A 25190-nucleotide genomic window follows, 5' to 3' on the forward strand; every position below is an offset into this window, starting at 1 on the left:
GATGTTGCTTTTGTAAGCATTTAATAATTACAATATATCCGCTGCAAGTTGGGCAATTGATGAACGTTCGCCTTTTATTAATTTTACATGTCCACTTATTTTTTGATCTTTAAATTTTTCAACTACATAAGTTAATCCATTGTTGTATTCATCTAAATATGGATGATCAATTTGTTCTGGATCCCCCATTAATACAATTTTACTCTTATCACCAACGCGGGTTAAAATTGTTTTTACTTCATGCCTAGTTAGATTTTGTGCCTCATCTATAATAATAAATTGCTCTGGAATACTTCTTCCTCTTATATAAGTTAAAGCTTCTACTTCAATAGAGCCCATTCCGGCTAAAATCGCATCAAGTTCACCTGGTTTTTTCGTATTGAATAAGTATTCTAGATTGTCATAAATCGGTTGCATCCATGGACGAAGTTTTTCATCCTTTTCACCTGGTAAATAACCAAGATCCTTTCCAACTGGAACAATCGGTCTAGCAACTAATAACTTTTTATAGCTTTGTAGGTCCTCACTTTGCATTAAACCTGCTGCTAGAGCTAATAAAGTTTTTCCTGTTCCTGCTTTTCCAATCAATGTAACTAACGGTATATCGTCTCGAAGTAGTAATTCTAACGCCATGGACTGTTGTGCATTTCTTGGCCTTATGCCCCAAATATGTTCATTAGAGAAAACAAATTTCTTAATTTTTGTCCCCGTTTTATCTACAACTCCAAGAGCTGAGCTCTTACCACCGAGAGCATCCTTTAATACGATGAATTGATTAGGATAAAATGGATGGTTCGCTATATCTGAAACAGGAAGTTCAGTTTTCTCGTAAAACTTGTTTAATAAATCTGTATTTATGTAATACTCTAGATAACCGGTATAAATATGATCGACTTCTACTACTCGATCACTTAAATAATCTTCAGCTAATAAATTTAATGCATCAGCTTTTACGCGAACTAACGTATCTTTACTAACTAAAATGACTGTTTTTCCGCTTTCTTTTGCTTCTTCTTCAAGTGATAAGTTTTTTGCAACAGCTAAAATGCGATTATCGTTCGTTTTTTCAACAAAGATCTCTTGCAATTGTTGAAATGAGCGATGATTTAATTCAATTCTAAATGAACCACCGTTTTCAAGAGGAATACTTTCATGTAATTTCCCTAGTTCTCGAAAGCTATCAATTAGTTTGGATACATACCTAGCATTACGACCAACTTCATCCATATATCTCTTCTTTGAGTCTACTTCCTCTAATACAACAGCTGGTACAACTACTTCATTATCTTCAAATGAAAAGATTGCTAGTGGGTCTTGCAGTAGTACATTGGTGTCGAGAACATATATTTTACTCAATCCTTAACCTCCTGACTAAAAATAACTCAGATTAGAATAATTAGTTTTAATTCTAAATTGATTGGTCTTACATTTGGTTACTAGTCGAAGAATGGACGAACCGTTAATATATTATATGAAATTCTCTCTACTTTAGAATATTTTTTAATGTTTAAAGCTCAGGTGATCTAAGACCACTTAAAACTGCTACATCTAATTTTTTCGCAGCTCTCTCATCATAAGTTTTTGCATACTCTGGTTCGACTGTTATTTTAGACCCATAAAACAATATATTTTTTACTTCATTAACATCTACTTCTATACACGCTAATTTTAATGGAATCCCAGGCATTTGCTTCATTAAAATTTTTGCATTTCCTGAGATACTATAAACTGTTTCATTTGAGAATAAACTTAATGATACGCCTTCAACCTCTTCGATATTCGATATAATTGCTGATCTTTGATCTACTGCAAAACGAATCGTCTTATCATCTAAAGCAACAAGCCAAGAAATTGCATTCGTAACTGGTGCATTTTTTTCGGAGTTAAATGTACTTAAAAAAACAATCTTTTCTTTATTACAATCTTCTAATAAGCTTGGTGATAATGTTTTCTCAATACTGTTTACCATCACTATTTCATCTCCTTCAAATAAAGAGTATACTAATATAATTCAAAGTTTATTGAAAACTTCCTGCTAAAACTACTGTTTTCTAAAAATATATTCTAAAACCTGTTATAATTATGTTAACTAAAGTTCCATATACATATATAAGGAGAGAAATTTCACATGAGAGTTAAATGCATGATTTGTGATAAAAGCGAATCTATTAGCGATGAATCACCTATTGCAAAAAAATTAAGAAATCGTCCTATCCATACATATACATGCTCTGAATGTTACGATCGAATTAAAATAAAAACAGAACAAAGAATTGCAACAGGAAATTTCCGTTTCTTAAAACCGGTAAAGGACAATGACGAGTGGTAAATTTAAAAAAAGAAGCCAATTAGGCTTCTTTTTGGAAAAACGATTAAGTCTTAACTATTATTTTCACTTATAAATCCACTAAAAGTTTAAACAAAAAAAACCTAGATTAATTTCTAGGTTTTTAATACTTCTCTGGATTAACTTTTACTTGATCTAAAAAGCAATCAATCATTTCAATTGGAAAGCGCGTTGTACGCTCTTTTTCTGCTTGTGTAAATGTAATTAAATAGAAATCTTCCATTTTTTCTATTTTTACATTAGATACTTGATGATCCTCTTTTAAAATCGAATCAAACATCTCATACGTCTCTTTAGCAGCTTCATCCGAAGGTCTACCTTCATATATAACTTTTATCGTTAACCAATTATATAAAGCGTCCTGAACAGATTTCATCTTAATACCAACTCTCTATAAAGTGTTAGGTTAGGTTATGTAGTAGCATTATTCTTTTTTGATTGATGTAAACGAATCTTATATACTCCTAAAACGAAAACACTTGCTAGTAATGCTTCTACGATTGGTATTCTTAAAGCTAAGAAAGTGAGGAAACTACATCCAATCATAAGTAAAACATAAATGATTAAACTTTTAAGGATGCTTAATTTTTTTGCGAAACCTAAATGATATACCACAATACATAATACAACAATTAAACCATATAATATCCACATTGAAAGATGAATATCATGAGTTATATTTATTAACTGTGTTATCACAAATTCAAATCCCTTTGGAGCTTTTTCCAAATCCATATCCCCCTATTAAATAATAAAACGAAGTAATTTTATTCGCTTTTAGATCGACTATAATATTAATTTTTTGTACTTGTTTACAAAAATGAAACCGACTATTTTCTAGTCGGTTTTATTATATCATAATTATTTTAAAATTTAATTAGTCTTGTTCAGCGAATTTTTTCTTTTTCGCTGCACGCTCACGCTCATTTTTATCAAGAAGCTTTTTACGTAAACGAATTGATGTTGGCGTAACTTCACAGTACTCATCATCATTTAAGTATTCTAAAGATTCTTCAAGCGTCATAATACGTGGTTTTTTCATTGTTGTAGTTTGGTCTTTATTAGCTGAACGGATGTTAGTAGCGTGTTTAACTTTAACAACGTTTACTGATAAATCATTATCACGGTTGTGTTCACCAACAATCATACCATCGTATACATCTGTTCCTGGTTCAAGGAAAATTACACCACGGTCTTCTAGACCCATAATTCCGTATGTTGAAGCTTTACCAGTTTCCATTGATACTAATACACCTTGACGACGTCCACCAACTTGACCTTGAATAGCTGGTTGGTAGCTATCGAATGAATGGTTAATAATTCCATAACCACGAGTTAAAGTTAAGAACTCTGTAGTATAACCAATTAAACCACGAGCTGGTACCATAAATGTTAAACGAACTTGGCCGTTACCATTATTTACCATATCTCTCATTTCACCTTTACGAGCACCCATTGATTCCATGATTGAACCAGTATATTCTTCAGGAACGTCAATTTGCACATGCTCAACCGGCTCACATCTTACACCGTCAATCTCACGAATGATAACTTCAGGTTTAGAAACTTGAAGCTCATAACCTTCACGACGCATATTTTCAATTAAAATTGATAAGTGAAGTTCTCCACGTCCACTTACAATCCAAACGTCAGGAGAATCTGTATTTTCTACACGTAAACTTACGTCTGTTTGTAGTTCTTGTAATAATCTTTCTTCGATTTTACGAGAAGTTACAAATTTACCTTCACGACCAGCAAATGGTGAGTTATTTACTAAGAATGTCATTTGAAGAGTTGGCTCATCAATACGTAAAATTGGAAGAGCTTCTTGGTGTTCAGCAGGACATACTGTTTCACCTACGTTGATATCTTCCATACCAGATACTGCTACTAAGTCTCCAGCTTTTGCTTCTTGGATTTCAATACGTTTTAATCCAATGAATCCAAACATTTTTGTAATTCGGAATTGTTTAACAGATCCATCAAGTTTCATTAAAGCAACTGATTGACCAACTTGCATTGTTCCACGGAAAATACGTCCAATACCGATACGTCCAACATAATCATTATAGTCTAATAATGTAACTTGGAATTGTAAAGGCTCTTCACTATTATCGATTGGAGATGGAATGTGCTCAATAATTGTATCGAATAAAGCATTCATATTTGGTTCTTGTTTAGCAGGATCAGATTCTAAGCTAGAAGTTCCGTTGATTGCTGATGCGAATACAACTGGGAATTCTAATTGATCTTCATCTGCACCTAATTCGATAAATAAATCGATTACTTCGTCAACTACTTCATCAGGACGTGCAAAGTCACGGTCGATTTTATTTACTACTACGATTGGTGTTAAATGTTGTTCTAAAGCTTTTTTCAATACGAAACGAGTTTGTGGCATACATCCTTCATAAGCATCTACCACTAAAAGAACACCATCAACCATTTTCATGATACGTTCTACTTCCCCACCAAAATCGGCGTGTCCAGGAGTATCCATGATGTTAATACGTTTACCTTCATATTGGATTGCTGTATTTTTAGCTAAAATTGTAATTCCACGTTCACGTTCTATATCATTAGAGTCCATTGCACGTTCATTAACGTTTTCGTTTGAACGGAATGTACCTGATTGTTTTAATAACTCATCAACTAACGTTGTTTTCCCATGGTCAACGTGCGCAATAATTGCTATATTGCGTAAATCTTCTCTTTTTTTCAAAATATATTCACTCCTAAAATGTCTACACATCTATTTTCATTATTAACTAAAACATTATAGCACATGCACACGGAAATATCTCAAGAAAATGTTTAAACAAAAATATATATTATTAATAAATATTTAGTAAAGTTTTATTTTTTTCAAATTTACATCCGATTCGACAAAGAGTAAAATAAGAATTATGAACAGGAGGATTCACCATGTCTAGCATAAAATTTAGACTTTTCTGCGTTGCAACTTTATCCGTAATCTTCTTAATTCTAGTTGGAATTATGCTAGCGGAACTAAGTACTATTGGCGCTATCATTTCACTAATTATTTCAATATCATTAGTTGGTTATGGTTTTTCATTACGTGCTAAATTAAAAAGAGAAGGCAAGTTATAATCTTCTTCTCTTTTTTTAACACTGTCTACACACTAAAAAAGAAGGCAAGTTATAAACCAAACTTACCTTCTTTTTATTATTTTTGTAGAAATTCGATATAATCAGTGAGTAATTCGTTATGAATAGAGGCGTTACTTACTAGCACTGAGCTTTTTTTAAGAATTGAAAGGCTTTCATTTTTGAGCGTAGTGCATATTCCGCCTAGTTCTTCAACAATTATTTTACCCGCGGCAAAGTCCCAAGGTGATAATCTTGGGGTGATATATGCATCAATCCTTCCCATTGCCACATAGACCATTTCCATTGCTGCTGAACCATATGACCTACTTCCTCTAACTTTTCGAACAAGATTACTTAATTTTTCATGGTTTAAATAACGATTTTTGGTTAACCAAATAGCATTTACAGCTACAATAGCCTCTTCTAGTACTACACTTTTCAAAGGAGTTAATTCAAGATCATTTAAATAAGCTCCTTCACCTTTTTTAGCAAAATATAGTTCATTATGTATTACATCCATTATAAAACCCATTTTACCGATTCCATTTTCATAAATACCTAAAGAAATCATAAAATTACGTTTTTGGTGAACAAAATTCATCGTTCCATCGATTGGATCAAGAATCCACACAACCCCAGTTACTTGATCCAAATCATCGCCTTTACCTTCTTCACCTAGTAAGTAATGATTTGGAAATTTCATTTTTATTTTTTCACAAAAGAATTTTTCAATTTCTTCATCTTTATTTGTTACTAAGTCATTTTCGTTTGATTTAGTATTGATTGTTATGGAGTCGTATAAAGAGCTTTTAATATTTTCAGCTGCCTCTTGAAGCAAATTCCTCGCGAATTGTTCAATTTCTTTCCAGTCTACATTCATAATTAAACACTCCAAACTCTACGTGCTAAAACGATATTATTATGGTCCTGTTTATCAGTTTACCAATTTTAACCTAAAAAAACCTAATGAAATGATTTTTATTTAAGATGAGGAACTATTTTGGAGGGTGGGCATACGATAGACCATTGGGCATTTAGCGGAAGATTTAGCGCACAGAAAAACGAACCTATTTAAAGGTTCGGTAAATAAACTCGCTAAGCTTCTAGACGAATTAATTCTAATCTTAATAATTCTAATTTCTTCTTAGATTCAATCATTGCTTCATTATCATTGACTGTCATAGCATCGAATAGTGTAGCTAGTTCGTAATCTAATTCTAATCTAAGTACAGGAATTCTCTTTTCTGCATCAGTTCTTTTTAACGCATTAATCACTTGTCTCATCATTATCCCTCCATAGAATATAAGTTGGCAAAACAAATTGTAAAAGTTAATTAACAAAATTTTCTGATTTTTATCTTGCTACTAATATATGTTATTTAAGCTTATAATGTAACTGTTTTATGAAGAAACATATTACCCATTTGTTTTGGACAAACATGGTATACTAATTAGATAATGTAATTAGGGGGTTCAAAAATGACTCAAACTTTTTTTAAAGAAAGTGATTTTGAAATATTTACAACTGACTCAACATTAGAAACTAGAATGAGTGCTATACAAAATGAAATTCAACCAAAATTTAAAGAAATTGAAGAAGAAATATTACCTTTTTTAAATGTACAAACTGATCAAAACTTTTTTGGCCATATTGCTAAGCATGCTCGACGAACTGTGAATGCTCCAAAAGATACTTGGATTGCTTTTGCAACAAATAATCGTGGATACAAGATGCTTCCTCATTTCCAATTTGGACTGTGGGGTACTCACCTGTTTGTTTACTTTGGAATTATTTACGAAAGTCCAAATAAGCAATCGATTGCCATAAATTTTGAAAAGAATAAAAATAAACTTTACAAAATGATTCCAAAAGATTTTGTTGTATCTTACGACCATATGAAGCCTGATGTGATACAAAAAAGTAAAATGAGTAAAGATGAATTCAATAAAGGTATTCAAAGATTTCATGATGTAAAAAAAGCAGAATACCTATGTGGAATTACAATTGCAAAAGATGAAGCAATTACACTTACAAAGGAAGAACTAATCCAACGTATTATAGAAACATATAATACTTTAATTCCTTTATACAAGATAAGTATAAACTGAATTAATATAAGTGTTGTTTTATTATACATATGTCAAAAACAAAAGTCTATGCCAATTCTATACACATTTTTCGACAGGACGAAATATGAAATAGTTTTAATTAAACAATACCTATATAAGAAAAGCCCATTGAAGGTAGCCAATCATCCTTTAATGGGCTTCTATTTTTTACTTAAGAATTTTTTTACTATTTAATTTTTAACGATTAACTTATACAATACTACATTTTAATTTTATCACCAGGAGCACCATTTTTAGCTTTTTGCATGACTCTATATGCAGAATAGCCAGATATCTCCTCTAACTCATTACATAATTTTTTTTCTTCTGCAATACTAGGTACAATTGATTTAAATTGTTTGTATGTAGCCATTAACACTTCACGATCTATTCCCTTTTCATATGCTTTTTCTACTGATGTGTAGAACTTTATTACTTCAATTGTCTCATCTGTTGTCCAATCATATGAAATTGGGTATTGGTAATCCATTTACTTCACTCCTACTATTTTCTAATTAATTCCATTTTAACACATTTTTTAAATTCCATTCTTATTTTAAAAATTGATATAATTTCATTCAGATGAATAAAATTTCATAACTTTATAATATTTTTCTATACAGAAAATTCATAGAATGATATAATCTTTTTGTTTTTCAAATGAAGGTAAGACAGTTTATAACTTAATGAGAGTAAACAGTTGAATTGTTTACAAACATATCACTTCCGAAAAACACTATTATTCATTAAATGGGGTGTATGTTAAATGAAACAAATTGAAACGCCGTTATTTTCTTCTTTATTAGAACATGCAAAGAAGAACCCTATTCAATTCCATATTCCAGGACATAAAAAAGGAAATGGAATGGATCCAACATTTAGAGAGTTTATTGGTGATAATGCATTATCGATCGATTTAATCAATATTGCTCCTTTAGATGATCTACATCATCCAAAAGGTAAAATAAAACAAGCACAAGATCTTGCAGCAAAAGCTTTTGGTGCTGACCACACATTCTTTTCAGTTCAAGGCACAAGTGGAGCGATCATGACAATGGTGATGAGTGTTTGTGGACCTGGCGATAAAATTATTGTTCCAAGAAATGTTCACAAATCTGTTTTATCTGCAATCATTTTTTCAGGAGCTACACCAATTTTTGTTCATCCTGAAATTGATAGTGAATTAGGTATTTCACACGGTATTACGACAAATGCAGTGAAAGAGGCCATTTTAAATAATCCTGATGCAAAAGCAGTATTAGTCATTAATCCTACATACTTTGGATTTGTAGCAGACTTAAAAAGCATTGTTGAATTAGCACATTCACATGGCTTAGCCGTATTAGTTGACGAAGCGCATGGTGTACATATTCATTTCCATAACGAATTACCGATCTCTGCGATGCAAGCAGGGGCTGACATGGCTGCTACGAGCGTGCATAAGCTTGGTGGCTCTATGACTCAAAGTTCCATTTTAAATGTAAGAGAAGGCATTGTGAATGTCCACAGAGTACAATCTGTACTAAGTATGCTAACAACTACTTCAACATCTTATTTATTGCTTGCTTCACTAGATGTTGCAAGAAAGCGATTAGCAACTGTTGGTGAAGAATTACTTACGAATACTATAAGACTAGCAAATAATGCACGAAATAAAATAAATTCAATCGATGGTCTATATTGTCCTGGTTATGATTTAGTTGGTAAAGAGGCTACATTCAACTTTGATCCTACTAAAATATTAATCAGCGTAAAAAAACTGGGTATAACGGGCCATGATGTTGAAGTTTGGTTAAGAGAGCGATTTAATATTGAAGTTGAAATGTCAGATTTATATAATGTTCTTTGCATTTTAACACCAGGTGACAGTGAAGAAGATATTCAGCAATTAATTCATGCACTTGAAGTACTAGTAACTGAATTTGACATTTCTGAGCGTAATACAAATTTAAACGTTGAAATTCCAACGATTCCAAATTTAGCAGTCTCTCCTAGGGAGGCATTTTACTCCGAAACAGAATCTGTTCCACTTGAGGATTCTGTCGGTAGAATTATTGCAGAGTTTGTAATGGTTTATCCACCTGGAATTCCAATCTTTTTACCTGGTGAAGAAATTACACTTGAAAATCTAGTTTATATTAAAAAGAATATTGAAGCAGGATTACCTGTTCAAGGACCAGAAGACGAAGATTTATTAACGTTAAAAGTATTAAAATAACTTAAGCTTTCATGAAGAAACTAGGAAATGAATCCTAGTTTTTTTGTATTCTAAATCACATCTAAATTAGATAGGCATATGATAGGTAAGGTAATTATATTGCTTTCGCACGAAAAAATTGTACTTATGTTAGGATGTGGACTCATTGATAGTCGTGAATAATAAAATTGTTCATGCTTCATTAAAAAATAGCGAAGATTCAAATAATAAACTTTATCAAGAAATATTGTCTAGTTTAACAAACAGTAAAAAGTCTCATATTTATAAATCTGACCGTGAACTATCTTTTGATTTGACAATTAGAACTTATATACTTCAAGCTTCTAAAGATTTATTAACAAGTGGCATTCAATTTAGGGTTTTTAGACGAGCATATTGTAATCCTATGTTTTGGATTCGCACACCAATGGGTGGATTTAGACTTAGGCCAGGCATAAGAACTTCCATGGGAATTTATGATATTTTTCGCAACGGACAATTTTACGCAACTGAATGTGCAACTGCAATCATTATGGTATTTTATAAAGCACTGCTAGATCTGTTGGGGTATGAAATTTTTGATCAACTATTCGATAATGGCATCTACTTATACACTTGGAATTACGACCCTAAATTAGCTATTCTAACGGCTGAAGTTGATCGTCCAGCCCCTGGTGACGTTGTTTATATAAAAAATCCTGAAGTTGACCCAATGACGCCAGAATGGCAAGGAGAAAACACTGTTTCTATGGGAAGTAACTACTATTATGGTCATGGTATCGGAATACGTTCATTACCAGAAATTATTTTCCATTTAAATATGCATAGATATCCTTTTGCGATGATTTCTGCCTTTTTAACAAATTTGAATACTAGAATTGACTCGAACGAAATGGCTCAATATTTAAAGGATAATTCAAAATTAATACCTGTTACAACGAGAGAAGCTTCATCCGACGTTATAACTGCAAGAATTGGAGATCAAACTCAAATTGCATAAAAAGAAAAAAGGGTGATTCTTAATTGAATCACCTTTTTTGTGCGTATATTTAAACCGTTATCAATCTTAAAGATAAAAACAAAAAAACCACAAGGAAAAACGATTCCCTTGTGGAATTTCTCATTTATAGCTGTATATAGATACTCTAACTTTATGATTTAATTAATTATAATTAGCAAACTTCATTATCAGTAGGTTCACAATCTTCACAGTTTTTAACGTAAAGAGTTGTTACTTTTTCATCCTCGAAATGACCTACCGTTTTTTCACAACATTTACATACGAACGTTCCCATTTTTGTAACCCCTTTCATAATGTAGTATCAATTAACTAACTTCATTATAATGTGTTATACTTATTTACGCAAGTGGCAAATAAGTATAACTTAAATTTTCTAATACTAGATTATTCAAGGGGTTTGTTTAGGTGAATGCGATTTAATTAGTATAACACATTTATTTTTTATTCATAACTCTCTTCTATACTTGGTGACGGTAGCCAGTCAGCTAAATATTCTGCGAGCTCCATTGCCTCTTCCTCGCTTTTTAGTTTACATAAAAATTTCAACTGATTTGGAAATGAAACATCCTGTCGATCTAATAGAATGCATTGTCTAGACTGCATGCAGATGACGAGGGGCTTTCCAAAGAACATGTTCGTATATACAATACCAATATCGTATCTTGTATCGTTCGTAACGAAGCCTACAAATCGGACTCTTACATTTTCGTGATCATCATATAATTTCTCAAACATTGTTTCACCCACTCCTTCGGTTTAGTATTGTAAGTTAATACATATGAAGAAAAAATTAAATTCATACCGAATACTTGTCTAAAAATTTGAAATAATGTTATGATAAAAATGATTAATAGTGATGTTTTTCATAAAAACATCTTAGGGGGAAAATTTAAAAATGGTTCAACAAGCTACCATTCAATTAGTGGATAAATCAAAATACCAAGAAGCAAATTTAGATTTAATAAATAATTTAATAAATGATTACATACAATCTTCAACTAAAATCGGTCAACAAGTTGATTGGAATTATGAAAGGGTTTCCTTTCCTTATTCTATTTCAAATAAAAAATTAGATGACCAAGATGCACTTTATTTACAAAGCAATGACTCGCGTTATAAACATTTTGTTGTTTCCATTCAAGATGATAAAAATATCGTGATTACTCTGTTACCAAACTCAACTTATGGTGATAAAGGCAAAGCGAATGAGCTATGTAGATATTTAGCTCAAAAAATTGAAGCAAAGCTTGAATTATTTAACAATCGAATCATGTATTTTTACAAACGATAATTTAAAATAAATTTACGATCGCCTGACAAAAGAAAAATATCGAAGCATAAAAGCAAGTAATAATAATACTTGCTTTTCTTGTGTTTCCAACGTATTTAGCAATTAAATAAAGCTGGTAAAAGAATACTAGAAACAGTATGACTTTAGAATATAATTGATCCCTTTTCGATAAAAATAAAACAAATGAAAATCCTATCCAAAAAAGTTGATGAATCATTAATACTATTAATTGTTTTCGCATCAATACTCCCACCAATCAATCATCAAATACTAGAAAGTTTGTTTTTTAAACGTTATGCAAGACATGCCTTAATCATGCAAAAAAACCTCCTAACAAATAGGAGGTTGTAGACAGTCTTTTTTTTCGTTATTTTGCCATTGTATTGCGCTTATTGTATCTATGTTTAACAAACTACATTAAGCTTAAAATAAAGTGTTTCAAATGAATTTGAACAAGTAAAAAACCTCCTATAAATTATAGGAGGTTTTTAAATAATTATTTTAGAACGTGGATTGGATGACCCATCGCTAATTCTGCAGCTTCCATTGAGATTTCACCTAATGTTGGGTGAGCGTGAATTGTTTGTGCAATATCCTCAACGCTCATGCAAGCTTCAATTGCAAGACCAAGCTCAGAAATAATATCTGATGCATTTACACCTGCAACTTGAGCACCAACTAGTACTCCATCTTCTTTTCGAGAAACTAATTGTACGAATCCATCAGTTGAATTTAAAGATAATGCGCGACCATTTCCACCGAATGGGAATTTTGCTACATTAACAACTAATCCTTCTTCATCTGCTTGTTTTTTAGTATAACCAACAGTTGCTAATTCTGGGTCTGTAAATACTACTGCAGGGATTGCTAAGTATTCGATTTGACTTGACATACCACTGATTGCCTCAGCAGCAACTTTACCTTCATAAGAAGCTTTGTGTGCTAATGGAGGACCAGCAATTACATCACCAATTGCGTAAATATTTTTAATTGTTGTACGAGCTTGTTTATCAGTCGTTATAACACCACGTTCGTTAATTTCAACTCCGACATTTTCTAAGCCCATGTCACGTGAGTTCGGGAAACGTCCAACTGTTACTAATACATAATCAGCTTCGATTTCTTTCATTGCGCCATTAGCTTCGAATTTAACTGTTACGCCATCTGCAGTTTCTTCAACGCCTTTACCGAACGCTTTTGTTACGATATCTACATTACCTTTTTTCTGTAATCCACGTTTAACAATTGAACTCATAGATTTTTCAAAACCATTTAAGATTTCGTCACCAGCTTCAAGAATTGTTACGTGTGTACCAAAGTTAGCATAAGCAGTACCTAATTCCATACCAATATAGCCGCCACCAATAACAACTAATTTTTTTGGAATTTCAGGTAAGTTTAATGCACCTGTTGAATCGATTACACGGTTGCTCCATTTGAAACCAGGGATTTCGATTGGAGTTGAACCTGTTGCGATGATCGCATTGTTAAAAGTATAAGTTTGAGCTGATTCTTCAGTAATAACACGAAGAGTGTTAGCATCATTAAAGTAAGCTTCACCTTTAATAACTTCAACTTTGTTTCCTTTTAATAAGCCAGCTACACCGCCAGTTAATTTATTAACTACACTGCTTTTCCAAGCTTGAACTTTTGTAAAGTCAACTTTTACATTTTCAGCTGTAATACCGATGTCTTCAGAATGCTTAGCTGTTTCATAACGGTGACCAGCAGTAATTAATGCTTTTGAAGGGATACAACCTACGTTTAAACATACCCCACCAAGATTACCTTTTTCAATAACAGCAACTTTTTGTCCAAGTTGTGCTGCACGAATTGCTGCAACATAACCACCAGGACCGGCACCGATAACGACCGTATCTAGTTCAATTGCAAAATCTCCTACTACCATTTATCTTACGCCTCCATTAATAATAATTCTGGATCATTTAATAATCGTTTAATATGGTTTAATGCGTTTTGAGCAGTTGCACCATCGATAATACGGTGGTCAAAGCTTAATGATAACGCTAATACTGGAGCAACAACGATTTCTCCATTTAATACGACTGGTTTTTCAGCAATACGACCAATACCTAAGATAGCTACTTCAGGGTGGTTAATTACTGGAGTAAACCATTGTCCACCAGCTGAACCGATATTTGTGATTGTGCATGTAGCACCTTTCATTTCTGCAGGAGCTAATTTACCATCACGAGCTTTAGTAGCTAATTCATTAATTTCAGCAGAAATTGAGAAGATTGCTTTACGATCAGCATCTTTAACAACTGGTACTAATAAACCTTTATCAGTATCTGCAGCAATACCAATGTTATAGTAATGTTTGTGTACGATTTCGCTTGTAGCATCATCGATTGATGTATTTAAAGCTGGGAATTTACGTAATGCAGAAGTTAAAGCTTTAACAACATAAGGTAAGAACGTTAATTTGATACCTTGTGCAGCTGCAACTTCTTTATATTTTTTACGGCTTGCAACTAGTTTCGTTACATCTACTTCATCCATTAATGTTACGTGTGGAGCAGTATGTTTAGAGTTAACCATTGCTTTAGCGATTGCTTTACGAATTCCACTCATTTTTTCACGAGTTTCAGGATATGCTCCTTCAGGAATTGGCATTGCTTTTGAAGCTTCTTGTGTTGGCACTTCTGTTACAACTTCAACAGCAACTTCTGTTTGTGCTGCTGCAGCAGCTGGTGCTACTCCACCTAATAAGAATGCATCTACGTCTTGTTTTGTTACACGGCCATTTTTACCTGAACCTGGTACAATACGTAAATCTACGTTTTTCTCACGAGCGTATTTACGTACAGATGGCATTGCAATTACATGAGCTTTTGGTTCAATCGCAGCAACAGGTGATAGTGGTGCAGTATCTGTTTTTGGTTCACTTTGCTCATAAGATTCTTGTACTTTTGCTTGAACTGCTTCAGCAGCTTCCGGTACTGGAGTAGTAGTTGGAGATTCTTCAGCATGTTGTCCTTTAAAGCTAATGTTTTCATAACCAGGTGCATCTAAACGTACTAATACGTCACCAACAACTGCAACTGTACCTTCTGCAACTAATACTTCTAATACTTTCCCTTTTACAGGTGATGGAATTTCTACTACTGATTTATCGTTTTGAACTTCACAAATGATATCATCTTCATTTACTTCGTCGCCTGCTTTAATAAACCATTTTACAATTTCACCTTCGTGAATACCTTCACCGATATCTGGTAATCTAAATTCAAATAGACTTGCCACTGAGTTTGACACAGATTTCTACCTCCGAACAAAGTTAAATTAATTTTTTAAACTATTTTATCGATAATGTAAGAAAGGTATTGATGAATCCATCAAATACCTTTCACTATTTTTTGTTATAAACTAAATTAGAAGTTTAAAACTTTTTGAATACCTTCAACTACATCTTTATGGTTTGGTAACCAAACTGTTTCCGCTTCAGAGAATGGGTATACAGTATCAGCTGCAGTAATACGAACAACTGGTGCTTCTAATGAAAGGATACAACGATCATTAATTTCAGCAACTACATTTGCAGCAATACCAGCTTGTTTTTGTGCTTCTTGTACAACTACTGCACGTCCAGTTTTCTCAACAGACGCAACAATCGCTTCGATATCTAATGGATGAACAGTACGTAAATCAACAACTTCTACTGATACGCCATCTTTTTCTAATTCTTCAGCAGCTTTTAATGCAGCGTGAACCATTGCACCGTAAGCAAATACTGATACATCTTTACCTTCTCGTTTAACATCCGCTTTACCTAATTCGATTGTGTACTCACCTTCAGGTACATCTTCACGGAATGAACGGTATAATTTCATGTGCTCTAAATAGATAACAGGGTCATTATCACGAATAGATGAAATTAAAAGACCTTTAGCATCTTTAGGAGTTGATGGAATAACTACTTTTAAACCAGGAGTTTGAGCCATTAATCCTTCTAAACTATCCGCGTGCATTTCTGGTGTATGAACCCCACCACCAAATGGTGAACGGAAAGTAATTGGTGAAGTAAAACGACCGCTCGTACGGTAACGCATACGTGCTGCTTGACCAGCGATTGAGTCCATAATTTCGAATAAGAATCCGAAGAATTGGATTTCTGGTACTGGACGGAAGCCTTCAATTCCAAGACCGATTGCTAATCCGCCGATTCCTGATTCAGCAAGTGGTGTATCGAATACACGCGCTTCACCGAATTCTGCTTGTAAACCTTCAGTTGCACGGAATACACCACCGTTTACTCCAACGTCTTCCCCGAATACTACTACAGTTGGATCGTTTTTCATTTCAACGCGTAATGCATCTGTGATAGCTTGAATCATTGTCATTTGCGCCATGACTTACTTCGACTCCTTCTCTTTGTAAATTGCATATTGCTCTTCTATATTACTTGTCATTGTTTCGAACATATTAGCCATTAAATCAGTAACTTTTTGTTTTGGCTCTTGGTCAGCAAGTTTGATAGCATCTTTAATTGCTTCTTTTGCTTCTTCGATAATTGCATTTTCTTCTTCTTCAGTCCAAAGACCTTTTTTCTCTAAAAACTTACGGAAACGAACGATTGGATCTTTTGCTTCCCACTCATTTTCAGTATCTTTCGTACGGTAACGAGTTGGGTCATCACCAGCCATTGTATGTGGTCCATAACGGAATGTTAATGTTTCAATTAATGTTGGACCTTCGCCGTTAACTGCACGTTTACGAGCTTCTGATGTAGCTGCATATACTGCTAATGGATCCATTCCATCAACTTGAATACCAGCAATACCTACTGCAATTGCTTTTTGAGCAATTGTTCTAGCTTTTGATTGCTTAGAAACTGGAGTTGAGATTGCGTATCTGTTATTTTGAACAACGAAAATCGCAGGAGCATTATAAGCACCAGCAAAGTTCATACCTTCATAGAAATCACCTTGAGAAGATCCACCGTCACCTGTATATGTAATGGCAACAGATTTTTGGCCCTTCAATTTCATACCAAGTGCAACACCCGCAGCTTGGATAATTTGAGCACCAATAATAATTTGTGGGAAGATTGCATTTACATCTTCAGGAATTTGGCTTCCTACTAAATGTCCACGAGACCATAAAAATGCTTTATATAATGGTAAACCGTGCCAAATCATTTGAGGTACATCACGGTAACCTGGTAAGATAAAGTCTTCTTTTTCAAGAGCAAATTGACTTGCTAATTGAGAAGCTTCTTGTCCTGCAGTAGGAGCATAGAAACCTAAACGACCTTGTCTGTTTAATGAAATTGAACGTTGATCAAGAACACGAGTCCATACCATACGTTTCATTAATTCTTTTAATTGCTCATCTGATAAATCAGGCATCGCTGATTCATTAACGATTTCGCCCTCTTCATTTAAAATTTGAAGAGTTCCAACTGAATCACCAAATTGAAGCATTTGATCCATTAATTCAGAAACAGTTTGTGTATTCTTCATTTCTGTTGTTTCCTTTCCAGCTACTTTCTTCGTAGTAGTTGCCACTAAAACCCACACCCTTCTTTAATTATGGAGGATTTATTTTCTTTATCCATCATGTGTATTTTCTTAAGAGTAATTACAAGTAACTTAAACTTATAATTAAAATCTGTACTTATACTTTTCGTGTATTACACTAGTACAACATTGAACACTAGTACAGTTTATAACACGTTCATAAACTCGTCAAATATTTTGTTGTATTATTTTATACATGATTTTTCGGAAAATTTGTCATAAAATTTCAACCCTGTACTACCTTTGAAACAGCAATCTGTTATACAATAACAGAAACTCCTTTAAATTATACTCAAATAGCATATAACGAAATTTTTTTATCATAATTTTTAAACTGTACTACAACGATTTTTATTTAGTATTTCTAGTCCAAATATGTTATTTACCATATTTTTCATATATGTCTTTTTGTAAATAATTTAATTTTTGAGTATAAAGATTTAATTGATCATTATATTTAATAACATCTTTATAAATGTGGTTTGTATCCTTTGTCTCACTCTTCACATTTTTTAAATCAACTTTTTTCTGCGATAATAAGTTATAAATTGAACGATCCGTTTCCATCGCATCTTTATATTTTGAATTCAATTTATCGTATAACTCAGTTCTTTCTCTCCATGTTTTTATAAAGTTATTAACTTCATTTCGAAACTGTTCATCCTTCGTTTCAATATTTATTGTTTGAAGTTCTTTAATTTTTATGTCAATATCGTGAATTAATTTTGACTCCTCTTTGACTCGTTCTTTTCGTTCATTTAATAAATTGATTGCTTGTTTAGCTGACTCTTGTCTTTTATTTACTTCGCTTATTTTATATAAATAAATTTTTTCATAATACTCCAATTCTTTTATTTCCAGTTTTTGAATACGTTCTCCAGCTTTTTGAAATTTCTGTTCCATTTTAGCAATATCAGCTAGTTGATTAATGACTAAATTCTTTTGTTTTGCTTGAGAAGTACAACCCGAACAAAGGATAAAGAGTATGACTATTATAAAAAATAAAGAATTGAATTTTTTATACATAATTTCACCTAATTTTTTTTCATTATTATTTCCATGTTGCATCTTTTCTCACTTTTTATACGTCCTAAAAAATAATATGGTCACATACCCACACACTTTATGTAGTTTTTCATAATTTGTAGTATCCGCTATATGCGGAAACAGTTTAAAGGGAGGTTATTATATGTACGGTTACGGATACGGTGGAAAAGGTGGATACCCTGGTTATGGTTACGGAGGATGCGGATGCGGTTACGGCGGTTTCGCATTAATCGTTGTTCTATTCATTTTATTAATTATCGTTGGTGCAGCTTTCGTTTTATAATTCACACTAGTAAGCCTCTATTATTAATGTATAACCACAAACTTTAAGGAGCGATAATTTATCGCTCCTTTTTCCATTCTATTGCCTTGTGACTGACAATTTAAAAAAGATTTGTTAGACTAAATTAATAATACTAGTGAATAGTACATACTTATATTTAGGAAATAGTAGACAGGAGTGAAATTCATTTGATTACAATGAAAGATATAATTCGAGAAGGCGATCCTAGATTAAGGGAAGTTTCGAGTGAAGTAAGCTTACCTCCATCGGCAGAGGATATTAATTTAGCTAATTCTTTATTAGAGTATGTTATAAATAGTCAGAATCCAGAAATATCTGCCCAATACGGTCTACGCTCAGGTATCGGATTAGCTGCACCACAAATTGGAATTCTGAAAAGAGCCATAGGTGTTCATGTTACTGACTTACAGGGTAATTTATTTAGTTATGCATTATTAAATCCTAAAATTATAAGTCATTCTGTTGAGGAAGTTTATTTATCAGGCGGTGAAGGCTGTTTATCTGTTGATCGTGATGTTCCTGGATATGTTCCACGTTATGCAAGAATAACAGTCACTGGTTTTGACACGAGATTAGGAGTAGTAAAAATCCGTTTAAAAGGTTTACCAGCAATTTGCTTCCAGCATGAAATTGACCATCTAAATGGAGTAATGTTTTATGACCGAATTAATAAAACTAATCCTTTTTCTCCACCAGAAGGTGCTTCACCTTTAGAGAGAAAATAAAAAAGAGCGATTGGAAAACCAATCGCTCTTTTTAGTCTACTATTCAGGTTTTTGTACTTTATCTACAAGACTTAAAGAAGTCCAGCCCATTTTAAACCGTTTAAAATTCCATCTTCATCAACATTTGTTGTAATATGGTTAGCTAATTTTTTTAGTGGATCCACAGCATTCCCCATGGCGATCCCCGTACCAACTTTTTCAATCATTTCTAAATCATTTAATCCGTCACCAAATGCGATTACATTTTGCATATCAAATCCAAGATGGTTTACCATTTGAAGTATTCCATTCGCTTTAGATCCTCCAATTGGTAAGACATCTGACGAATACTCATGCCAACGAATATAATTAAAATCATTAAACCCATCAGTTAAAGATGGCTCTTGATGCTCTTCACAGAAAAGTAAAACTTGGTAAATTTCACGATTTTGATAAAAATCATGCTGAACTTCAGGGTGTTGCATTCTAATCGATGTCATTGCTTCTTTTATATGAGGATGTGAATCAATGGACGCTCTCATTGTCTCGTTATTTAAATAAATTAGCGGAATCCCTAATTCTTTTGCTTTTTGAGTAAATTGGTGAAGTTGTTCTGGATGTAGAGCATGTTTGTGAATAGCTTCACCTTCAAATTCAGCATATTGTCCATTTAAACTTACAAAACTATTTATATTTAACTCTTCACGAATTTCTTTAAACATGAATGGCGCACGACCAGTTGCAATCACTACGTGGATCTCTTTATTTTGAAGTTCCGAAATTGCTTTCTTTGTACTTTCCGGAATTACTTTATCATGATTTAAAATCGTTCCATCAATATCAAAAAAAACGATTGGTTTCGTCATATTATTCTCTCCTCACTAAGACGCTGCATTTGCTTTTGAGTTTTTCATTTTTGACTTCTGTTTACTATTTGTAATAAATACTCCTAGAAGTACGATTAACAGCCCTAAAATCATTTTGAAAGATAAGGGCTCGTTTAAAAAGAAAAATCCCCAAATAGAAGCAAATACAGGTACTATATAAGTAACCATTGTTGCAAATTCTGCACTTCCCTCTTTAACCATATAATAAAATAATAAATATGCCAACCCCGAACATACAACCCCTAGTCCAAACACACCACTAAAAATTTCAAAATTAACAAATGGTTTTAGAGTGCCCTTCCCTACAACGACCATATAAAAAAAGCCAAATACACTAGAAATACCTAAGGTTAAAAATGAAACAATCATTACATCAATTTGTTGTAAATACTTTTTAGTTAGATGTGAACCGAGCCCATAACAAAAAGTAACAAATAACATTAATATTGAATAAATTATATTATCGGAGAAAATTGTTGATGGATTAAGATTCATCATAATCATAAGTCCAATGATCCCGATCATAAGTCCAATCCACTGTTTCTTATGAATTTTTTGAGAAAAGAAAAAATAGCCAATAATGAGTGTTGCAATTGGCGTAAAAGCATTTAATACTGCTGCTTCATTACTTTGAAGATGGGTCTCACTAAAAGAAAGAAAAAGCCATGGTATAGCATGATTAAATAATGAGATAACAATAATTAAACTCATTTTCGGTAAATTTTTATAATCAATCTTTACCTTTTTTATTAACATAATAATTAATAATGTCATAGCACCAAAGAAGCAGCGATAAAATACAATTGCTTCTGGCCCTATATCATTTAAAAGGAGCTTAATAAATAAAAAAGATGTACTCCAAATAATACTTAATAAAAACAAAGCTCCATATAACTTCTTCACAATCTTCTCCCCTTAACTTTTAAGATAACCTCTATTTTAACTGTTTTTTGGATTATATTGAATGAAAATGTTTTTTCGATCAATACTACACATAAATATACTATGTCCGTGTTCTCTACATATAAGTTTAATTTCATGTCTAGGAGGTAAAACTAATGTTACGTAAACTTCGAAAAAAATTAAAAAAACGGCTAAAACAATTTTTGAAAAAGAAGAAATATATCTCAATAATTTCAAATTTTTTTTTAAATTGACCGTATTTTAGGTAATCTTCAATAAAAAGAATGAAAATATATAGAAAATCACTTATAATATTGAGAAGATAGTGATTTGACAAGGAGAGATTTAAATGATTTTTAAAGTATACTATCAGGAATTACCATTAGAGGTACCTGTAAGAGAAAAAACTAAAACAGTTTATGTAGAAGCAGATAGTGAAAGAGAAGTTCGTGCGAAATTATTACCTTTCAATTATAATATTGAGCTTGTTCAAGCTTTAACCGGTGCTCATCTTGAATTCGAAAAACAAAGTGAAAGCTTTAAAATTTTGGAGCTAGCGTAATTTATGAAATTTCTTAAAAATGATCAAGCTGCCGTATTCGCACTAGGTGGCTTAGGGGAAATTGGTAAAAATACATACGCAGTACAATATCAAGATGAAATTATATTAATAGATGCCGGAATCAAATTCCCTGAAGATGAGCTACTAGGGATAGACTATGTTATTCCTGATTATTCCTACTTAGTTCGAAATGAGGAAAAAATTAAAGGTTTATTTATCACTCACGGACATGAAGACCACATTGGTGGTATTCCATATTTATTAAGAGAATTAAACATTCCAATTTATGGTGGTAAACTTGCCTTAGCTTTAATCAAAAATAAACTTGAAGAGCACGGTCTATTACGTAAAGCTAAATTAATAGAAATCAAAGAAGATGACATCATCAAATTCAGAAAAACTAGTGTTACTTTTTACCGTACTACACATAGTATTCCTGATTGTTATGGTATCGTCGTTAAAACTCCTCAAGGACAAGTTGTCCATACAGGTGATTTTAAATTTGATTTCACACCTGTTGGAGATTCGGCTAATTTAACTAAAATGGCTGAAATAGGAAAAGAAGGTGTCTTATGCTTACTTTCAGATAGTACGAACAGTGAGGTTTCTCACTTTACGATGTCAGAAAGAAAAGTTGGCGACACGATCAGTGAAATTTTCCGTAAGGTTGATGGTCGTATCATTTTTGCTACTTTCGCTTCTAATATTCATCGTCTTCAACAAGTTGTGGAATCTGCTATGGCAACTGGACGTAAAATTGCAGTTTTTGGTAGAAGTATGGAAGCAAATATCGAGATCGGTCATGACCTAGGTTATATTAAATGTCCTAAGGATACATTTATTGATGCATCTCAAATTAATCGTATTCCGGCTAATCAATTAGTAATTTTATGTACTGGTAGTCAAGGTGAGCCTATGGCTGCATTATCTCGTATAGCAAATGGTACACATCGTCAAATTCAAATTATTCCTGGAGATACTGTAGTATTTTCTTCTTCACCAATTCCAGGTAATACAATGAGTGTAAACCGTACAATCAACTTACTATACCGTGCAGGTGCTGAAGTAATTCACGGTTCATTAAATGATATTCACACTAGTGGTCATGGTGGTCAAGAAGAGCAAAAATTAATGCTTAGACTGATGAAGCCTAAGTTTTTTATGCCAATTCACGGTGAATATAGAATGCAGCGCATGCATGCTAAGCTTGCTATGGACTGTGGAGTACCTGAAGAAAACTGCTTTATCATGGATAATGGTGAGGTTTTAGCTCTTCGTGCAGATGAGGCTATGGTTGCAGGTAAAGTACCTTCTGGTAATGTTTATATTGATGGAAGCGGTATCGGTGATATTGGTAATATCGTCTTAAGAGACCGTCGAATTTTATCTGAAGAAGGTCTTGTAATTGTTGTCGTTAGCATCGATATGAAGGAATTTAAAATCTCGGCAGGACCAGATATCATTTCACGCGGTTTCGTTTATATGAGAGAAAGTGGCGATTTAATAAATGAAGCACAAGCAATGATTTCTACTCATTTAAACAAAATCATGGAACGTAAAACTTCTCAATGGTCTGAGATCAAAAATGAAATTACTGATACTTTATCACCTTTCTTATACGAAAAAACAAAACGTAAACCAATGATTCTCCCAATTATTATGGAAGTTTAATCATTAGTACATGATAAAAGGGCGATTACAAAAGTCAAAATACTTTTGTAATCGCCCTTTTTTATTAATCTTGAAAGTCATTTTTATCATTACTTTTTAAAAACACTTTCATAAAAAAAGGTTTATTAAGAACTAAAAATATAAAATACACAGTAAATAAGATAAAAAATACTACAAACAGAATAATTAGTACGATTGCTAAACTACTCTTAGCAAAACTTGTTTCGATTCTTAAATAAGGATATAAGATAAATGGTAGATGACTTATTCCATACCCAAAAAATGCGAAGAAATATTGTAGCAATACTAATATAAACGCTAAACCATATCTTTTTCTTTTTATAACAAAATAAATTGCTATACAAAAGCAAATAAAAGAGATAAGAAAGAATTCCCATACATTATGCATTCGATCAAAATGAACATTATTATGTAGTTTCATTGATAAAAATACGATGATACTCGAAATAATAGTTGGCAATGACCAGACTAGTACATACTTTCTTAATTTAGTTTCCGACTCCGAATCATTAATTAGTTTTGCAGAATAAATTAAAAACATTGCACTAATAAAGAGGACTGAACAAACAGCCAATAGCATAACAGATAAAGAATAAGAATTCGTAATTAATTTAAATGGATAAAATCGTATATCTGTTCCATTCTCGATAATAAATCCACCTTCAGAAATTGTTAAAACAGTTGACAATGTAACAGGTATTAGTAGACTTGTCGCACCATACAAAATTAAAAAGAACTTACTCCTATTTCCTCCATATTGCTGAAAAGTATAAAACGATCCCCTAATTGCTAAAAAAATCATTGCCACACTACCTGGAACTAATAGGGGAACTCCATAATAATATGCTACCCTTGGGAATATCCCAACTACTCCTATAAAGAAGAAAATGAAAAATAATGTAGCAAGTTCCCAAATAGATGAAAGATGTCGATTTATTAAGCCAATTAATTTTGGTTCATCTTTAGTTGTAATCGCATAAAACGCATAAAATCCTGCACCAAAATCAATTGAAGCAATAATCATGTAGGCATATAAAAACAACCATAAGATAAAGATTGCGATTGTTTGAATCTCCAAACTTTTTTCCTCCTACAGAATAATTCCTTAAAATAAAGATTAGTTTTCTTTAATTATACCTATAAAATACACTTTCTACTAGTTTCAAGATGAAGATTACGAAAATACAAAAAGAGACTTTTAAAGAAAAGTCTCTTCATGCTGTTGAAAAACTACCTTGTCAATTAATTATCAAATTTTCGTAAAAGGAGTAGAGTGATGTTGATTTCCACTACAGGGTGCTCGCTTTCCATGGGGCGAGATTCTTTAGCCTCCTCGGCAAGCCTGCGGGGTCTCAGCCTTCCCGCTAATCCCATAGGAGTCGATCCCCCCTCCGTTCCAATCAACTTATTCAATCAAAAAATGTCTGTAATAAATACAAGTCAAATAGCCTTTACTTAGAGTAATCTAACTG

The 25190-nt window shown here is 32.6% G+C and carries 29 protein-coding genes; 10 read left to right on the top strand and 19 right to left on the bottom strand.

Features of this window, described 5'->3' with window-relative positions; genetic code table 11:
• Positions 1 to 27: 27 nt before the first annotated feature.
• Positions 28 to 1356 (bottom strand): PhoH family protein, encoded by a 1329-nt coding sequence (locus MY490_RS15395; protein ID WP_056468520.1) that lies wholly within the window; start codon positions 1354 to 1356, stop codon positions 28 to 30.
• Positions 1357 to 1507: 151 nt separating this feature from the next.
• Positions 1508 to 1969 (bottom strand): pyridoxamine 5'-phosphate oxidase family protein, encoded by a 462-nt coding sequence (locus tag MY490_RS15400; protein WP_248266494.1) that lies wholly within the window; start codon positions 1967 to 1969, stop codon positions 1508 to 1510.
• Positions 1970 to 2128: 159 nt separating this feature from the next.
• Between MY490_RS15400 and MY490_RS15405 the strand changes: the two genes are divergently transcribed.
• Positions 2129 to 2329 carry a YlaI family protein gene (locus tag MY490_RS15405; RefSeq protein WP_056468526.1) on the top strand — a complete coding sequence of 67 codons (201 nt, stop codon included), beginning with the start codon at positions 2129 to 2131 and terminating at the stop codon, positions 2327 to 2329.
• A gap of 121 nt (positions 2330 to 2450) precedes the next feature.
• Here the strand turns inward: MY490_RS15405 and MY490_RS15410 are convergent, their stop codons facing one another.
• From MY490_RS15410 to typA, 3 genes are all read right to left on the bottom strand, one after another.
• Positions 2451 to 2723, bottom strand: a complete 273-nt coding sequence (locus MY490_RS15410) for a hypothetical protein (protein ID WP_088013082.1) — start codon at positions 2721 to 2723, stop codon at positions 2451 to 2453.
• 35 nt (positions 2724 to 2758) lie between these two features.
• The gene (locus MY490_RS15415) at positions 2759 to 3076 is read right to left on the bottom strand and encodes a YlaH-like family protein (protein WP_235821791.1); all 318 of its coding nucleotides are present in this window, start codon (positions 3074 to 3076) and stop codon (positions 2759 to 2761) included.
• Between the two features lie 148 nt (positions 3077 to 3224).
• Complete coding sequence (gene typA, locus MY490_RS15420; RefSeq protein ID WP_248269390.1) at positions 3225 to 5072, bottom strand: translational GTPase TypA; 1848 nt, start codon at positions 5070 to 5072, stop codon at positions 3225 to 3227.
• A 200-nt stretch (positions 5073 to 5272) separates the two neighbouring features.
• Here typA and MY490_RS15425 point away from each other — a divergent pair, with 200 nt between their 5' ends.
• A complete protein-coding gene (locus tag MY490_RS15425) occupies positions 5273 to 5458 on the top strand; it encodes a DUF5325 family protein (RefSeq protein ID WP_088013083.1) in 186 nt (61 codons plus the stop codon).
• 76 nt (positions 5459 to 5534) lie between these two features.
• Here the strand turns inward: MY490_RS15425 and MY490_RS15430 are convergent, their stop codons facing one another.
• Together MY490_RS15430 and MY490_RS15435 are read right to left on the bottom strand one after the other, a co-directional pair.
• Positions 5535 to 6338, bottom strand: coding sequence for an inositol monophosphatase family protein (locus tag MY490_RS15430; protein ID WP_248266495.1), 804 nt, complete (start codon positions 6336 to 6338; stop codon positions 5535 to 5537).
• 215 nt (positions 6339 to 6553) lie between these two features.
• Complete coding sequence (locus tag MY490_RS15435) at positions 6554 to 6742, bottom strand: hypothetical protein (RefSeq protein ID WP_056468536.1); 189 nt, start codon at positions 6740 to 6742, stop codon at positions 6554 to 6556.
• A 195-nt stretch (positions 6743 to 6937) separates the two neighbouring features.
• On the opposite strand from MY490_RS15435, the gene MY490_RS15440 reads away from it, so the two are divergent.
• A complete protein-coding gene (locus MY490_RS15440; protein ID WP_248266496.1) occupies positions 6938 to 7567 on the top strand; it encodes a YktB family protein in 630 nt (209 codons plus the stop codon).
• A 220-nt stretch (positions 7568 to 7787) separates the two neighbouring features.
• Here the strand turns inward: MY490_RS15440 and MY490_RS15445 are convergent, their stop codons facing one another.
• Positions 7788 to 8057, bottom strand: a complete 270-nt coding sequence (locus MY490_RS15445; RefSeq protein ID WP_069035550.1) for a UPF0223 family protein — start codon at positions 8055 to 8057, stop codon at positions 7788 to 7790.
• A gap of 276 nt (positions 8058 to 8333) precedes the next feature.
• Here MY490_RS15445 and MY490_RS15450 point away from each other — a divergent pair, with 276 nt between their 5' ends.
• Both MY490_RS15450 and MY490_RS15455 read left to right on the top strand, forming a co-directional pair.
• Entirely contained in the window at positions 8334 to 9785 is a 1452-nt protein-coding gene (locus MY490_RS15450; protein WP_248266497.1) for an aminotransferase class I/II-fold pyridoxal phosphate-dependent enzyme, read from the top strand.
• 154 nt (positions 9786 to 9939) lie between these two features.
• Positions 9940 to 10764, top strand: coding sequence for a protein-glutamine gamma-glutamyltransferase (locus MY490_RS15455; RefSeq protein ID WP_248269391.1), 825 nt, complete (start codon positions 9940 to 9942; stop codon positions 10762 to 10764).
• Between the two features lie 172 nt (positions 10765 to 10936).
• Here MY490_RS15455 and MY490_RS15460 read toward each other — a convergent pair whose 3' ends face one another.
• Complete coding sequence (locus MY490_RS15460) at positions 10937 to 11059, bottom strand: GapA-binding peptide SR1P (RefSeq protein WP_098234026.1); 123 nt, start codon at positions 11057 to 11059, stop codon at positions 10937 to 10939.
• A gap of 167 nt (positions 11060 to 11226) precedes the next feature.
• Positions 11227 to 11520 carry a DUF3055 domain-containing protein gene (locus MY490_RS15465; protein ID WP_069035547.1) on the bottom strand — a complete coding sequence of 98 codons (294 nt, stop codon included), beginning with the start codon at positions 11518 to 11520 and terminating at the stop codon, positions 11227 to 11229.
• A 160-nt stretch (positions 11521 to 11680) separates the two neighbouring features.
• Here MY490_RS15465 and MY490_RS15470 point away from each other — a divergent pair, with 160 nt between their 5' ends.
• Positions 11681 to 12076 carry a DUF1885 family protein gene (locus MY490_RS15470; RefSeq protein WP_069035546.1) on the top strand — a complete coding sequence of 132 codons (396 nt, stop codon included), beginning with the start codon at positions 11681 to 11683 and terminating at the stop codon, positions 12074 to 12076.
• Between the two features lies 1 nt (position 12077).
• Here the strand turns inward: MY490_RS15470 and MY490_RS15475 are convergent, their stop codons facing one another.
• The 6 genes from MY490_RS15475 to MY490_RS15500 form a co-directional block, all read right to left on the bottom strand.
• The gene (locus MY490_RS15475) at positions 12078 to 12317 is read right to left on the bottom strand and encodes a hypothetical protein (RefSeq protein ID WP_069035545.1); all 240 of its coding nucleotides are present in this window, start codon (positions 12315 to 12317) and stop codon (positions 12078 to 12080) included.
• A 255-nt stretch (positions 12318 to 12572) separates the two neighbouring features.
• On the bottom strand, positions 12573 to 13985 hold the full coding sequence (gene lpdA, locus MY490_RS15480) for a dihydrolipoyl dehydrogenase (RefSeq protein WP_248266498.1): 1413 nt from the start codon (positions 13983 to 13985) through the stop codon (positions 12573 to 12575).
• A gap of 5 nt (positions 13986 to 13990) precedes the next feature.
• On the bottom strand, positions 13991 to 15355 hold the full coding sequence (locus tag MY490_RS15485; RefSeq protein WP_282439799.1) for a dihydrolipoamide acetyltransferase family protein: 1365 nt from the start codon (positions 15353 to 15355) through the stop codon (positions 13991 to 13993).
• 116 nt (positions 15356 to 15471) lie between these two features.
• Positions 15472 to 16449: an alpha-ketoacid dehydrogenase subunit beta gene (locus MY490_RS15490; protein WP_129689262.1), complete on the bottom strand. Its 978-nt coding sequence runs from the start codon at positions 16447 to 16449 to the stop codon at positions 15472 to 15474.
• Between the two features lie 3 nt (positions 16450 to 16452).
• Positions 16453 to 17532: a pyruvate dehydrogenase (acetyl-transferring) E1 component subunit alpha gene (gene pdhA / locus MY490_RS15495; protein ID WP_248269393.1), complete on the bottom strand. Its 1080-nt coding sequence runs from the start codon at positions 17530 to 17532 to the stop codon at positions 16453 to 16455.
• Positions 17533 to 17997: 465 nt separating this feature from the next.
• Complete coding sequence (locus tag MY490_RS15500; protein WP_248266499.1) at positions 17998 to 18687, bottom strand: YkyA family protein; 690 nt, start codon at positions 18685 to 18687, stop codon at positions 17998 to 18000.
• Between the two features lie 121 nt (positions 18688 to 18808).
• Between MY490_RS15500 and MY490_RS15505 the strand changes: the two genes are divergently transcribed.
• Positions 18809 to 18949 carry a YjcZ family sporulation protein gene (locus MY490_RS15505; RefSeq protein WP_248266500.1) on the top strand — a complete coding sequence of 47 codons (141 nt, stop codon included), beginning with the start codon at positions 18809 to 18811 and terminating at the stop codon, positions 18947 to 18949.
• A 188-nt stretch (positions 18950 to 19137) separates the two neighbouring features.
• Positions 19138 to 19695 (top strand): peptide deformylase, encoded by a 558-nt coding sequence (gene def / locus MY490_RS15510; protein ID WP_248266501.1) that lies wholly within the window; start codon positions 19138 to 19140, stop codon positions 19693 to 19695.
• A 71-nt stretch (positions 19696 to 19766) separates the two neighbouring features.
• Here def and MY490_RS15515 read toward each other — a convergent pair whose 3' ends face one another.
• Together MY490_RS15515 and MY490_RS15520 are read right to left on the bottom strand one after the other, a co-directional pair.
• The gene (locus tag MY490_RS15515; protein ID WP_248266502.1) at positions 19767 to 20540 is read right to left on the bottom strand and encodes a Cof-type HAD-IIB family hydrolase; all 774 of its coding nucleotides are present in this window, start codon (positions 20538 to 20540) and stop codon (positions 19767 to 19769) included.
• Positions 20541 to 20555: 15 nt separating this feature from the next.
• A complete protein-coding gene (locus MY490_RS15520) occupies positions 20556 to 21464 on the bottom strand; it encodes a DMT family transporter (RefSeq protein WP_248266503.1) in 909 nt (302 codons plus the stop codon).
• Between the two features lie 349 nt (positions 21465 to 21813).
• On the opposite strand from MY490_RS15520, the gene MY490_RS15525 reads away from it, so the two are divergent.
• Complete coding sequence (locus tag MY490_RS15525) at positions 21814 to 22026, top strand: DNA-dependent RNA polymerase subunit epsilon (protein ID WP_056468578.1); 213 nt, start codon at positions 21814 to 21816, stop codon at positions 22024 to 22026.
• A gap of 3 nt (positions 22027 to 22029) precedes the next feature.
• Positions 22030 to 23697 (top strand): ribonuclease J1, encoded by a 1668-nt coding sequence (rnjA, locus tag MY490_RS15530; RefSeq protein ID WP_248266504.1) that lies wholly within the window; start codon positions 22030 to 22032, stop codon positions 23695 to 23697.
• A gap of 64 nt (positions 23698 to 23761) precedes the next feature.
• On the opposite strand, the gene MY490_RS15535 is transcribed toward rnjA, so the two are convergent.
• Positions 23762 to 24796, bottom strand: a complete 1035-nt coding sequence (locus tag MY490_RS15535) for a cytochrome d ubiquinol oxidase subunit II (RefSeq protein WP_248266505.1) — start codon at positions 24794 to 24796, stop codon at positions 23762 to 23764.
• Positions 24797 to 25190 lie beyond the last annotated feature (394 nt).

This window comes from Gottfriedia acidiceleris, from assembly GCF_023115465.1.
Lineage (GTDB): Bacteria > Bacillota > Bacilli > Bacillales > Bacillaceae_G > Gottfriedia > Gottfriedia acidiceleris_B.